The organism is Roseomonas marmotae (assembly GCF_017654485.1).
Lineage (GTDB): Bacteria > Pseudomonadota > Alphaproteobacteria > Acetobacterales > Acetobacteraceae > Pseudoroseomonas > Pseudoroseomonas marmotae.
In genome coordinates, this window is the sequence record NZ_CP061094.1 from 127,434 (window position 1) to 139,557 (window position 12,124).

Sequence of the window (12,124 nt, forward strand, 5' to 3'; positions counted from 1 at the left end):
GATGGGGCCGGGGTTGCGGCGGAGCCCCGGCCCGCCCCGCCGCGCCTGCCGCTGCGGGGCATGGTGGCGGCGGCGGCCCTGCTCCTGGTCCTCGGCCTGCTGGGCCTGGGCGGCATGGCGCTGCAGCAGCAGCGGGAGCGCGAGGAGGTGGCGAAGGCCATGACGGGCGGCGACCCGGCCCGCGCGCCCGCGCTGCTGACGCGCTATGGCTGCGGCGGCTGCCACGCCATTCCCGGCGTGCCGGGCGCCGATGGCCGCGTCGCCGCGCCGCTGGCGGGGCTGCGGGAGCGTGTCTTCATCGGCGGCGTGCTGCGCAACACGCCGGAGAACCTGGTGCGCTGGATCGTCGACCCCCGCGCCGCCTCGCCCCGCACCGCCATGCCGGCCACCGGCATCACCGGGGCCGAGGCACGGGATGTCGCGGCCTATCTCTATGCCCGCTGATGTCCTAACTCCGTAGTTCCTCCCGATCCCTACCTGAACCATTTGGACCCCTTCTGTCATTGGGCGGTGGATGGTCAACGCAGATGTCGTCCGGTCGCGGATCTTGCTTCTGTTCGTGGTCTGCGCGGTGGCAGCCACAGGAGGCGGTCCGATGCGAGGGAAGGGCCAATCTCGAATGCGGCGTCACCCAGGAGGTGCAGCCAGGTGTCCAGCGGCCTGCTTCCACCGTCGTCCGCGAACGGACGAACTCTGCGTTTCAATGAGCTGGGTTTCCGGGTTGATCAGCCCTCCATGGCCGCAGCCGGGGCGCCGGAGCGGAAGTCGCTTTCGCTGACCCACATCCGGTGCAGGATGCCAGCCAGCTTGCGAGCCAGCGCCACCTTGGCCCGCTTGGTGCCGCGGCGTTGTGCCAGCCGCATGCCCCAGGCCTTCAGCGCCGACCAGCGGGCAACCCGCGTCAGCAGCACATGCGCTGCCTCGAACAGGGCCACCCTGGCGGCAGGGTCACCTGCTTTGCTGATGGCACCGACCCGATCTGTTTCACCAGACTGGTAGCGTCTTGGCGTCAGCCCGAGAAAGGCACCCACCGAGCGGGAGGAGCGGAACCGTCCCGGATCGTCGATGGTGCTGCGATAGGTCAACGCCACAATGGCGCCCACCCCCGGCACGGTCATCAGCCGCCGGCAGACCGGATCCTCCCGCGCGGCGTTACGGACCTGCCGGTCCAGGCTGGCCAGCTGCTCACGCAGCGCCTCCCGCGCCTGCAGCAGCGGAGCAAAGATCGTGGGCAGGCTCGGATGTCCCTCGATCAAGGCTCTGACCGCATCGGCCCAGCGGGCCCGCAGGAGGGGCGGCATGCGCAAGCCAAAGCCTCGCAGCAGGCCGCGCACACTGTTCTCCAGGTCCCGCAGCTGGCGGATCAGGGTTTCCCGGGCGCTGATCCGCGCCCGCTGCTCGCGCGCGCTCACCGCCTTTACATGCACCGGGCGGAACCAGCCCATCCGCAGCAGATGCGCCAGGCCACGCGCATCGTTGCGGTCAGTCTTCACCGTCATGGCCGAGAGCGCCTTGTGCGCTTGCCTGGTCTCCATCAGCACGGCCTCGATGCCGTGCCCGGCCAGGCCGCGGACCAGCCATTCCGACATTGGGCCTGCCTCCAGGCCCACCCGCTCGAGCCCATCGGCGTAGCCGCGCAGGAACTCCGCCAAAGCATCGGGGCAGGTCGCCACCTCGACCTCGCGAAGCAGATGGCCCTCATGGTCCATCACGCAAACCGCGGTCTTGTTCAGTGACACATCCAGTGCAGCATAGAGCCTCATGGTGCGATCTCCTTTGGACGGGTAGGGCCGATATCTTGGCCCAGGAAGCTGCCCAATGACCGCATCTCTAAAGACCCTCCCCAACGGCCTTTCCACAAATCCTGAGCCTCTGATCCTACTGGAATCACGATTTACGCCCGGGAGGTTTTTAGAGGCGTCCAGATGGCGCGAAGCTGGCCGCAGGCGCAGGCCGCGATGCGGGTCCGCATGGCACATTCCCCTGGCTGGCATCCGCCGGGAGGTTAGCACAGGATCGCCGGGGAATGGCCACCGCCGCTATCCGACCCGGTCCACGCCGAGGAACTTCCTGCACCACATCAGGAAGACTCCATAGGGGCGCCCGGTCAGGGCCAGGAGAAGCAGGATGGAGCCGGCGGCCATGGATATCTGCTGGAGGCTGGCCCCGTTCCAGGCGAGGATCGCCGCATACAGCGGAACCTGGAACGACAGGTTGGCCAGGGTGTCTATCAGGACGGCCCTGCACGGCTCTGTGCCATTCCGGGCCAGGAGCCTGAAGAGCCAGTCCCGGTAGATCCCGTAGGGCCGTCCCGTCAGCAGCGCCACGGGTATCGCGGCGGCGCGGACCCTGGCGCTCTGCTCGAATGTCAGCCCGGCGATGACGATCTCCACGAAGGCGCCGACGGCGACCGAGAACACCACCAGGGCGAAGGTATCCGCGAGGTAGCGCCTCACCTCCCGTCGTGCCCCGGCGGCCGGCATGGTGCCCTTAGCCTTCCGGGCCGGGTGTGGGGCGCGACGGGAGGCTGCGGATGAAGCGGGTGATGGCGCGCCGGTCCTCCTCCGGCAGGGCCGACATGTTCCGCACCACATCCTCCATGGAGGAGCGCACCACGCGCAGGTCCGGCGTGCGGCCGGTGGTCAGCAGCTCGACGAGCTGATCCTCGGACCAGCCGCCGATGGCATGGGGCGTGATATTGGGCACGAAGCCCGTGCCTTCCTGGTCCGGCCCGCCCGCGAAGCGCCGGGAGGATTTGACGGCATAGAGCAGGTTCCGGGTGGAATGGCACTCCGCGCAATGCGCCAGTGTCTCGACCAGATACCGCCCGCGGTTCCAGAGGGCATCGCGCGACGGGTCATCCGCGACCGGGCCCTGCTCCAGGAAGAGCAGCTTCCAGAAGCCGACGCCGCGGCGGATGGTCAGCGGGAAGGGCAGGTCATGCGCGGGCGTCCGCCCGGCGACCGGCGGCAGGCTTCGCAGATAGGCCATGAGGTCGCGCAGATCCTCCGGCCGCATATGCGCGTAGCCGACATAGGGAAGGGCGGGATAGTAGTGCTGGCCGTCTGGCGAGACGCCGGATACCAGGGCATTCGCGAGGTCGAGGCCCCGCCAGCGGCCGATGCCGTCCTCAGGATCGGGCGAGATGTTCGGCGGGTAGAAATTGCCGAAGGGCGAGCCGAGCGCCAGGCCGCCACCCAGGCGCAGCCGGTCCGGCTGGCCCGGCGTGGCATGGCAGGAGGCGCATTGCCCGGCATCGAAGACCAGCTTGCCGCGCGCCGCGTCGCCATTCTCGAAGCGCGGCGCATCCGCCCCGCTGAAGGCCGGGCGGGGCGCGGAGAGGATCCAGGCCAGCCCGGCGGCGGCGACCATGCCCAGGAGGGCGAGCCAGCGGATGCCATGCCGTGACCAGCGCATTCTCCCTCTCGTGCTCCTCCGGTTGCGGGCTCCCCGGCCGGGAAGCAACAGCTCCGCCGTTGGGGTAACTCGGCCAAGGGCGTCGCGATGCGGGCGCGAGGGAAAGTGGACCATTGTTGATCTGCGGAGCGTCACGCCCCCCTCTGGCCCGGGCCGTTGGCTGCTATCCCCGTTTCACGTGTAAGCCATGACAATGGTGCGGCCATATCGTCCTCGAAGGACCAACCGGAGAAACCGCGCCGGATGCAACAGAGAATGGCCAGTGGGGCGCTTCCCTTGCCGAAAAGCGGTCAGCCCTTGGCGGAGTTCAACATCGCGCCGCCCCTGGCTACAGCCTTCCTGCCATAGTCATCCGGCGACAAACGCCTTGATGAGCACGGCTGCCGTCAGCGCGCAGACAACGGAGGTTAGCGCAAGGGAAACTGCCGTCATCCACTTCAAGGCGGCTATCTTCAATTGCAGGTTTGCCAGCCTAGACTCCGATCTGCCTGATGTCAGCGCCATGATTCATGCTCCCTCTTCCGATCCAGGAATGCGCCAGTATCGGCTGGAGGGTCAGACACACGGCGCTGCTCTCTCCGGGAGCGCCGCCTTCCCGAAGGCCGCCTCGCCGCAGCATTGCTGCCCCGCAAGCATATTATCTAAGCCTCATATCCTTGCGGAGATGTATCGGACGCATAATCGGCAGGCCGCCCGCGATCACGCAAGCCGGGGTGACATAGCCGCTGCGGGAGCGATCGAGAGCTGCGCGCAGATTTCGCTCCCCGTGACCTCGCTCTTTTCTGGGCCCGCCACCTCGTGGGCAGCGCGAATATGGGTGCCGTTGGGAAAGGCTGTGGCGGGCGCCATGCCACTGCACCAGATCCAGCAGCCGCTCCGGGTTCGGCCAGGATGCTGCGCCACCTCATGCCGTTCTGGTGCCGGCAAAGGATGCCCTCATAGCCAGGCACGGTCCTTTGGCGGCACCTCCCGATCAGCGGCTCCCACACTGCCCGGGCCGCATCCACAGGACGCTGACCGTCATTGCCCAGGAGATGGCAGCAGCCGTTAAGCTCTGCCGGGCCTCAGACCACCGGGCTGCGGCCGCCATCGACATTGATGGCCGTGCCGGCGATGTAGCCGCCTGCATCGCTGGCCAGGAACAGGGCCGTCGCGGCGAATTCCTCCGGCCGGCCGATGCGGCCGAGCGGCACGGGCCTGCCGGCCTCGGCCTTCCATTCCTCGAAGCTCAGCCCGCGCGGATCGGCGGCATGGCGCCGCACCCACTGGTCGCTCTCGATGATGCCGACCAGCAGCGCATTGACCAGGATGCCGTGGGGCGCGCCCTCATTGGCCATGACCTTGGTCAGCGCCATGCCGGCGGCACGCGAGACCGCCGTCGGCGCGCCCTCGGCCGGCGGTGCCTTCGCCCCGGTGTTCAGCACGTTGATGATGCGCCCATATCGTCGCTACCGTCACGAGACATCACGGCAGACCACTTCGCATAGCAAAATCAATCATTTAGTTGACAGGCGGTCGTGTCGGCATCACACCAAACCACCCCCGATCACGCGACAATCAGCCACAGGACGGTCATAAGTTCATGAAGATCAGGATCACGCGCAAGGCCATCGCCGCCATGCAGTCACCGGAATCCGGGCAGGCATGGCTGTTCGATTCGGAACTCCCCGGCTTCGCTGTTCTCTGCCAAGCGTCCGGGCGAAAGTCCTACATCTGCCGCTACAGAGCGCCGTCCGGGGCGGTGCGCAAAAAGACCATCGCGCTCTGCGTGGAGATGACGCCGGACGAGGCTCGGGAGATGGCGCGGGAAATGATGGTAACTGCTCGGCGCGGGCACGACCCCGTGCAAGAGCGCAGCATCGTCACTGTCGCCCATCTGGCCGAGCGGTTCATGGCCGAGCAAGAGAAGAGGCTCAAGCCGAACTCGCTCAGGATGTACCGAACGCAATTGAAGATCATCCTCGCGCGCCTCGGCTCCATGCGCGTCGTGGATGTCCGGCGCGGGGATATCCAGCGGCTCCAGTCAAGCATGGCGCACACGCCATACAGCGCAAACCGTGCGCTGGAGATACTCCGCCAGGCATTCGCGCTCGCGGAACAATGGAGCATCAAAAGCGAGGGCACGAACCCGTGCAAGGGTGTCAGCCCGTTTCAGGAAAAGCCGCGCAACAGAACGCTGACAAGGGAGGAAGTCACGCGACTATGGGACGTTCTCGGGAAAGGCTACTCCGGCTCTAACCTCTTCAAGCTCCTGCTGCTGACCGGATGCAGAGTGAACGAAATCCGGCTCGCAAAGTGGAGCTGTGTTGATTTTGAAAACTGTCTGCTGCGCCTTCCTGACAGCAAGACAGGCTCGCGCACAGTCGTTCTCACGCCGCCAGCCATGGAGCTGATCCGCAGCCTGCCGCGCCGATCCGATTACGTCGTCTGCGGCGTCATAGGGGAAAAAGTCGGGGACATTTTCTTGCAATGGTCAAGGATCAGGAAGGCCGCCGCGCTGGATGATGTGCGCGTGCACGATCTGCGCCACACGGTCGGGAGCCTCGCACACCGTGCCGGGCTGAGCGTTCGGGAAATTGCTGACCTTCTGGGGCACAGGCGGCTTTCAACGACCGACAGGTACATAAATAGCGCGGACGCGCACAAGGCGGCATCCGCGCGGGTGTGGGGTGATGCACTTATCGAGATGATCGGTCAGAAGGGCGGATCGTCGTAACTGCCTTGCTGAGCGGGCGCCGGGTGCGGTGCAGGCCGTGCCTGAGCCTGCTGGGGCGCGGCGCGGCGCGGGGACTCAAAGCCGTCCCCGCTCTGCTTCGGCTCAAACAGCGCCAAAAAGGCATTCTCGTTGATCTTCCCCGAGTAGTCCGGCACGCCTGCCGGATTGAACCACCGGGCGATAGAGAGGAACTGGCGACCGTCATCTGTCTGGAAGACCGCGCCCACGTTCTGGTAGCGGCGCTTCTCGTTGCCGTCCCTGTCGGTGTATTTGCTGACGACGGCGCACACATCAAAAATTTTTCTGCTGGTCATTTTTTCCCTTTTGCTGTTGCGAATTGAAGAGCGTCTGCTCGTATTCCTTGACCTTCTCGAGCGGGTAGATCACCCGCCCGCCGAGCTTCATGTATGCGGGGCCTTGCCCTTTGAAGCGCCAGTTATTAAGCGTCTCCACGGTGATGGCCTCGCCCCAGCGCTCGGCAAGCTGTGCCGGTGTCAAAAATTCCTGAGTTTTTTCCAAAGTTACACTCCTAGAACTTGCTTATTCAAATCGTCTACCTGCGCGTCGGTGCTCTGGGCGCGCTGCGCATCATATGCTGCGGCGGCTTCCTTCAGCTCCTCGATGAAGGCCGCATCGAGCCGGGCCGTGATCGACTGCGGGATCTCGCGCCAGGCTTGCCGCATCCCCTCGACGCCTCGCTCGGTGCTCGTGCGCAAGACGTTCTTCGCGTGCTCTACTTCGGGATCGAGCGCCTTTGCGCCGTCAACCCATGCGCGGAGCGCTGCGCCGTCTGCGGGCGTGAGATAGCCCTTCTCACGTCCGAGGATGCCCCGGATCTCTGCGGGGCACTTGAGCACCTGCTGCTCTTTGCCTTCGGCCCACATCATGAGGCTGGCCGTCATCTCGAACATGAAGTTTTTTTCGCAAATCGGCTGCACGCCGAGCGGCACCACGACCTGCTTGCCATGCTCGTCTTTCTGGATGCTGACTTTCTCGCGGGCGCGGATGCACACGATGACGTGCATGTCGCACTGGAGCAGTGCCGTGAGGAAGCGCTTGTGCTCGGCCTTTGCGCGTTTCCAATCGGGGAAACGGGAGCTCGTATTCGTGGCGATCTCTTCGCATCCACCCGGCCCTTCCCATTCATGCGTCACGCTGTCGATGACCAGCACCTCGACCCCGGCCTTCTGGAACTCGAGGATGGCGTCGATGTACCGCTGCGGGCTGAAAGGCGCGTACAGGTCGCCAATGAGGAAGCGCTGGATCTCGCCCTGGTCGTTCCTCAGGCAGTCGGCATAGAGGCTTCCGCGCCGGTTCTCGGTGTCGATGAAGCCGATCTTGGAGGCATCGTAATTCGCGAGGCCGTAGGCCATCTGGAGCGCTGTGTAGGTTTTGCCCGAGCCGGAAATGCCCGAGATGCCGATGACGAGGCGCGCACCTTCGCGCTCTGCTTTTCTGATCGTAAGAACTGACATATTTTCTCCTTAAGCTGCCTGCCGATTAGTGAACCACGCCGGGAGCGCCAGCGGCGCAATCGCGTCGCCATAGCCCGGCCACCGGTCCTCGCGCTTGCACTGCGCGAACTTGTCCAGATCCGCGCGGGCTTCATGTGCTCCCGTCTCATAGGCGGCCTGTTCGAGGACATAGACGCCGACCGCGAACGGCGGCTTTTTCTCCACGGCCACGAAGACAAATCCCTTCGGGCGCTCGTACCCTTCTGGAGCAAGGCCCGCATCGAAGACGTGCCGCAGTCCCTCGAGGTACCAAGGCGCCTGCACGTAATACCGATAGTTCACGACCGACCGCGCGAAGCCTTCCGGGCTCGCGTCCTCGGTTGTCTTCAGGTCAACGATGATGCCGTCCCTACGCCAGAAGTCTGGGCGGCACTTGCACAGCTCCCCTGAGATCGTGTCCTGCCAGTAGGCTGACATCTCGGCCTTACCCTCCGCACTCAGCAGGGCATGGGCGGCGGGGTGCGCGTGGACGCTGGCGGCGATCGCACGCACAAGCTCGGCGGTGTCCTCGGTGATGATCTCGGCGCCCGCGTGCTCCTCGCAGAACTGCGCCCATGCTTCCTTGCCCGCCTTCGTGCGACGATCGACGTGCGGCGCGACCGCGTACAGGCGCTCGTATTCCTTCGGCTCGAGCACCAGAGCGTGGACGGCAGTGCCGACCTTCATGGCTTCCGTGGGCGCTTCCGGTTCGCCCACGAGTGCGGCCTTGGCGTGCAGCGGCGACTTATGGATGAGGTCGAGCAGCCCCTTATTGATTCCGGGACCGTGGTGGTATTCCGGATTTGAGAGCGTTGTATAGACGCCCGGTTTAATTTCCTGCATGGTTTCTCCTGAGTAATGTCATCGAAGCGCGATGACTGGTAACGCTAACAAGTTACCGCAGACGATTATACAACATTCCGAATGCGTTAGAATTACCGCCAGTGATTTAGAATTACTTGGTTCAATTTACAGGGTGAAATAATGACACTTACACTTCGACCATATCAGGAGGATGTGATCGAGCGCACACGGGCGGCGATGCGCCACGCGCGGCGCGTCCTGCTCCAGATGCCGACCGGAGCAGGCAAGACCGCAGTGGCGGCTTTTATGACGGGAGAATCAGCTCGTCGCGGGCATCGCGTCTGGTTCGTCTGCCACCGGCAGGAGCTCGTCGCTCAAACATCCGGAACCTTTGACGCAGTGGGCATTCCGCACTCGCTCGTTACGCCCGCCGCCCCGCTCGATGCAAGCGCGGCAGTTCAGGTGTGCAGCGTCCAAACGCTCAAGAACCGGCTCGACCGACTGCCCGCGCCCGAGCTCATCGTCTGGGACGAATGCCACCACCTCGGCGCAGCCGGATGGGCGGCCATTCAGGCGGCTTACCCGCAGGCGTGGCATGTCGGGCTGTCGGCCACGCCATGCCGCCTCGACGGCAAGGGCCTGCGCGACCACTTCGATGATCTGGTGCTCGGGCCGTCGTGTGCCTGGCTGATCGAGCACGGCTACCTGTCGCAGTACCGCGCCTACGCGCCTTCGGCTCCAGACATGACAGGCGTCAAGCGGATCCACGGCGACTATGCACGCGGCGAGACCGAGGCAGCCATGTCGCACTCGCATCTGACGGGCGACGCCATCACGCATTGGCTCAAGCTCGCAGGCGGGCGCCGGTCGGTCGGGTTCGCTGTGACTGTGAAGCACTCGCAGGCGCTCGCCGAAGCCTTCTGTGCGCAAGGCATCCCGGCGGCGCATCTGGACGGTGGAACTCCGCGCGAAGAGCGAGCGCGTATCATTCGCGACTTCGCGGACGGGAAGATTCAGGTGCTCTTCAACGTGGATCTGTTCGGCGAGGGCTTCGATCTGTCGGCCATCGCAGGGCGCCCCGTCACGATCGACTGCGTGCTCCTGCTCCGGCCCACGCAATCTCTGGCGCTCCACCTCCAGCAGGTCGGGCGGGCGCTGCGCCCGGCTGAAGGCAAGACAGCCATCATCCTCGACCATGCCGGGAACATCCAGCGCCACGGCCTTCCGGACGATCCTCAGGAATGGAGCCTAGATGGAGCAAAGAAACGCGCGAAGGCCGCGAACGACAACGACCCGCAGGCTCCAGTGACCTGCGAGCAGTGCTTCGGACAGATCAAACGCCCGGCTCCAGAGCGCTGCCCATACTGCGGCGCGGAGCTGCCGCGACAGGTGCGCGAGATCGAAGTGCAGGCTGGCGAGCTCAAAGAGATCACAGAAGCAGATCGCAAGCGGATGCGCCAGCAGCGCGCCTGGGAGCAGGCTCAATGCGAGAGTCTGCAAGACCTCATCAACCTCGCCCGAAAGCGCGGATACAAGAGCCCGCAGGGCTGGGCGTGGCACGTTTTCTCGCAGCGGAGGCGGGCGGCATGATCGAGCTGGCGCGGGCGGTTTTTATAATGCTCGGCATCGTAGCCTTCGCCTACTGGCTGGCGGGGCTGATTCTCCTTTGAGGACATGATGAAAGAGCACGGCATTCAAAACGCCATCCGCAACGCGCTCGCAGGGCACTGCCTGGCCTTCCGCGCGAATGTCGGGCAGGCGTGGACTGGCGAGCCGCACCGGCTGCCGAATGGGGACTTGCTTCTGAAAAACCCCCGCCCATTCAGCACGGGACTGCCGACCGGATTCTCTGACCTTTTCGGGCTGGTGCCGGTGCAGGTGCGGCCTGAGCACATCGGGCAAGTCTGGGCGCGGTTCTTCGCGCTTGAAGTTAAGAGTCCGACCGGACGGCTGCGCGATCAGCAGGAAGCCTTCCTGCGCGCGGTGCGCCAGAACGGCGGGCTGGCGGGCGTCGCGCGGTCGGAAGATGACGCGCGGAAGATCGTGCTAGACTCATGAGTGATGCCAGTGCAAGTGGCGGATAACCCCCCGCGCAGTCTCCCCCCGTGCGGGTTTTTTGTTATCCAAATAAAAAGCCCCGCAAGGTTCACACCATGCGGGGCGGTCTTTTTTTGTCTGCGATTTGTCACTCCGGCAGATATGCCCATTCCTTCGCGTGTTTAGCCTGGTCGAAGAAAAAGTCGAAAGAAACATCTCCACAGATAATTCCGCAATGTGGAGAGTTGTCATATCTTGTGATAAGTGGCTTTCTCTCCAAAGGTCTTTCCGTTACAGGATGCCATTCCAAAACGCTGAAGCGCATTTGCCCTTGCTTTGCTTCAAAAAATTTCGCTTTCACAATCCGCCGAAGGTTGTCTATTTCAGTCAATTGAGGTAAACGATTTGCTAAAGCAAGCGACGAAAGAAGAAAAAGCGCCCCCTTGATCTTTTCGACTGTTTCAATGTCGAATACAACTACTTCTTTGCTCATACTGTTTGCTCCTACAATATCTGCTACACGTTGAACTTCGCCAGAGCCTCAAAGAGCTTCTGATTCTCCGGGGTGGCGTCCTCGAGCATAACCCGTTGCTGCCACTTCTGGAGCTGCTCGATCGGCAGCACGCGCAGCTCATACCGCGCGCGGGCGTCGATGCACCGCTGGATGAACTTCGACCCTCCAAACTCATCGAGCTGGCGCTTCTGCTCGGGCGTCATGCTGACTGTGACTCTGATCGCCTTTGCCGTCATTTCCTAGTCCTCCCAACCGTTCCGCTCGAAATCCTCCTCACGCTGCGCGTCGCTCGTGGCGGTAATCACGAAGCCGGCGGCCTGCCCCTTCGGCGTGCCCAGCTCGCGGCAGTCATCCATGAGCCGCGAGAAAAAAGGCATCGTGACGGCCAGCTCTTCGTACTGCTTGAGCGCTTCGGAATAGGCCTGCAATTCATCGCAATAGCGCTTCTGGTGGCTGCTCAGGCAAGCGCGGTAAATGCCGACTCGGATCATCTCGCTGTCCATCGGATGACGCTCGATGCGCTCGATCTCTGCGGCGATGCGCTTGCGGATGCTTTCTGTTCTTGCCATGTCTGTCCCCTCAGTTTGCATAAGCGTCGAGAATCTTGCTGATCTTTGCCGCATCCTGCTTGCGTGCCAGGCGGACGAAATCGCCGGTCTTGCCGCCGCGCGGAGCGTCGTTCCCGGTAACGGTCGGGATGCCGAAGTACGCGCAGATTTCAGGAGCGAGAGCACCGTATGTGCTGGTCGAATTCTGAATGTAGCGGCCTCTGCCGATAACGTGCGTCGGGCGGATTTCGCCACACTTGGCGAGAACGATCAGGGCGGTGCGGACGGTGGCCGTGAGTTTGCCGTTCTTAGTGAAGATAGTCAGTGTCATTTCGTTTCTCCTGGTTAGAGCGCCTTGTCCAGCGCCTCCTCGATGGCCGTATACGCCTCCTCGATGGCGGGAATGTCATCATCGCCCAGCCCCATATACTTGAGCGCTTCGCCGTCCTGCAGTGCGTAGATCGCTTGCTGGAGCTGTTCGGCGGTTGCCTCTTCGAGGTGGTGCGACGGCAGGCAGTCGATGTTCTCAAGAATCATCTGAGCGTTGATGCTGAGCTTCGTCATTTTTGTTTCTCCTCGGGTGGACCCCGTTGTT

General features: G+C 63.8%; 17 protein-coding genes. 4 read left to right on the top strand and 13 right to left on the bottom strand.

The annotated features are described in order from the left end of the window. Positions 1-114: 114 nt before the first annotated feature. Complete coding sequence (locus IAI58_RS19105; protein WP_419555862.1) at positions 115-444, top strand: c-type cytochrome; 330 nt, start codon at positions 115-117, stop codon at positions 442-444. A 281-nt stretch (positions 445-725) separates the two neighbouring features. Here IAI58_RS19105 and IAI58_RS19110 read toward each other — a convergent pair whose 3' ends face one another. From IAI58_RS19110 to IAI58_RS19125, 4 genes are all read right to left on the bottom strand, one after another. Further along, positions 726-1,763 carry an IS110 family RNA-guided transposase gene (locus IAI58_RS19110; protein WP_207447782.1) on the bottom strand — a complete coding sequence of 346 codons (1,038 nt, stop codon included), beginning with the start codon at positions 1,761-1,763 and terminating at the stop codon, positions 726-728. Between the two features lie 276 nt (positions 1,764-2,039). After that, positions 2,040-2,483: an L-alanine exporter AlaE gene (alaE, locus tag IAI58_RS19115; protein ID WP_207447784.1), complete on the bottom strand. Its 444-nt coding sequence runs from the start codon at positions 2,481-2,483 to the stop codon at positions 2,040-2,042. A gap of 7 nt (positions 2,484-2,490) precedes the next feature. Then, the gene (locus tag IAI58_RS19120; RefSeq protein WP_208776193.1) at positions 2,491-3,417 is read right to left on the bottom strand and encodes a cytochrome c; all 927 of its coding nucleotides are present in this window, start codon (positions 3,415-3,417) and stop codon (positions 2,491-2,493) included. 1,064 nt (positions 3,418-4,481) lie between these two features. Then, the gene (locus tag IAI58_RS19125) at positions 4,482-4,841 is read right to left on the bottom strand and encodes an SDR family oxidoreductase (RefSeq protein ID WP_237182957.1); all 360 of its coding nucleotides are present in this window, start codon (positions 4,839-4,841) and stop codon (positions 4,482-4,484) included. A gap of 158 nt (positions 4,842-4,999) precedes the next feature. Between IAI58_RS19125 and IAI58_RS19130 the strand changes: the two genes are divergently transcribed. Next, positions 5,000-6,133, top strand: coding sequence for a site-specific integrase (locus IAI58_RS19130; protein ID WP_208776194.1), 1,134 nt, complete (start codon positions 5,000-5,002; stop codon positions 6,131-6,133). Here the strand turns inward: IAI58_RS19130 and IAI58_RS19135 are convergent. From IAI58_RS19135 to IAI58_RS19150, 4 genes are read right to left on the bottom strand one after another with little or no spacing between them, the layout of a single operon-like run. Further along, positions 6,112-6,447: a hypothetical protein gene (locus IAI58_RS19135; protein ID WP_208776195.1), complete on the bottom strand. Its 336-nt coding sequence runs from the start codon at positions 6,445-6,447 to the stop codon at positions 6,112-6,114. The two genes, IAI58_RS19130 and IAI58_RS19135, sit on opposite strands and share 22 nt — an antisense overlap. Then, a complete protein-coding gene (locus tag IAI58_RS19140) occupies positions 6,425-6,652 on the bottom strand; it encodes a hypothetical protein (protein ID WP_237182958.1) in 228 nt (75 codons plus the stop codon). The genes IAI58_RS19135 and IAI58_RS19140 overlap by 23 nt, the downstream gene beginning before the upstream one ends. Positions 6,653-6,654: 2 nt before the next feature. Further along, positions 6,655-7,608: an AAA family ATPase gene (locus IAI58_RS19145; RefSeq protein ID WP_208776196.1), complete on the bottom strand. Its 954-nt coding sequence runs from the start codon at positions 7,606-7,608 to the stop codon at positions 6,655-6,657. Between the two features lie 9 nt (positions 7,609-7,617). Continuing rightward, the gene (locus IAI58_RS19150) at positions 7,618-8,469 is read right to left on the bottom strand and encodes a PD-(D/E)XK nuclease-like domain-containing protein (RefSeq protein WP_208776197.1); all 852 of its coding nucleotides are present in this window, start codon (positions 8,467-8,469) and stop codon (positions 7,618-7,620) included. Between the two features lie 141 nt (positions 8,470-8,610). On the opposite strand from IAI58_RS19150, the gene IAI58_RS19155 reads away from it, so the two are divergent. Further along, positions 8,611-10,020, top strand: coding sequence for a DEAD/DEAH box helicase (locus IAI58_RS19155; RefSeq protein WP_272877195.1), 1,410 nt, complete (start codon positions 8,611-8,613; stop codon positions 10,018-10,020). Between the two features lie 84 nt (positions 10,021-10,104). Next, on the top strand, positions 10,105-10,488 hold the full coding sequence (locus IAI58_RS19160; protein WP_208776199.1) for a VRR-NUC domain-containing protein: 384 nt from the start codon (positions 10,105-10,107) through the stop codon (positions 10,486-10,488). Between the two features lie 127 nt (positions 10,489-10,615). Here IAI58_RS19160 and IAI58_RS19165 read toward each other — a convergent pair whose 3' ends face one another. From IAI58_RS19165 to IAI58_RS19185, 5 genes are read right to left on the bottom strand one after another with little or no spacing between them, the layout of a single operon-like run. Further along, positions 10,616-10,960, bottom strand: a complete 345-nt coding sequence (locus tag IAI58_RS19165) for a hypothetical protein (RefSeq protein ID WP_208776200.1) — start codon at positions 10,958-10,960, stop codon at positions 10,616-10,618. A 23-nt stretch (positions 10,961-10,983) separates the two neighbouring features. Beyond that, positions 10,984-11,217, bottom strand: a complete 234-nt coding sequence (locus IAI58_RS19170) for a hypothetical protein (protein ID WP_208776201.1) — start codon at positions 11,215-11,217, stop codon at positions 10,984-10,986. 3 nt (positions 11,218-11,220) lie between these two features. Further along, on the bottom strand, positions 11,221-11,550 hold the full coding sequence (locus IAI58_RS19175; RefSeq protein WP_208776202.1) for a hypothetical protein: 330 nt from the start codon (positions 11,548-11,550) through the stop codon (positions 11,221-11,223). A 10-nt stretch (positions 11,551-11,560) separates the two neighbouring features. Next, entirely contained in the window at positions 11,561-11,860 is a 300-nt protein-coding gene (locus IAI58_RS19180) for a hypothetical protein (protein ID WP_208776203.1), read from the bottom strand. A 14-nt stretch (positions 11,861-11,874) separates the two neighbouring features. Beyond that, positions 11,875-12,093 (bottom strand): hypothetical protein, encoded by a 219-nt coding sequence (locus IAI58_RS19185; RefSeq protein WP_208776204.1) that lies wholly within the window; start codon positions 12,091-12,093, stop codon positions 11,875-11,877. Positions 12,094-12,124 lie beyond the last annotated feature (31 nt).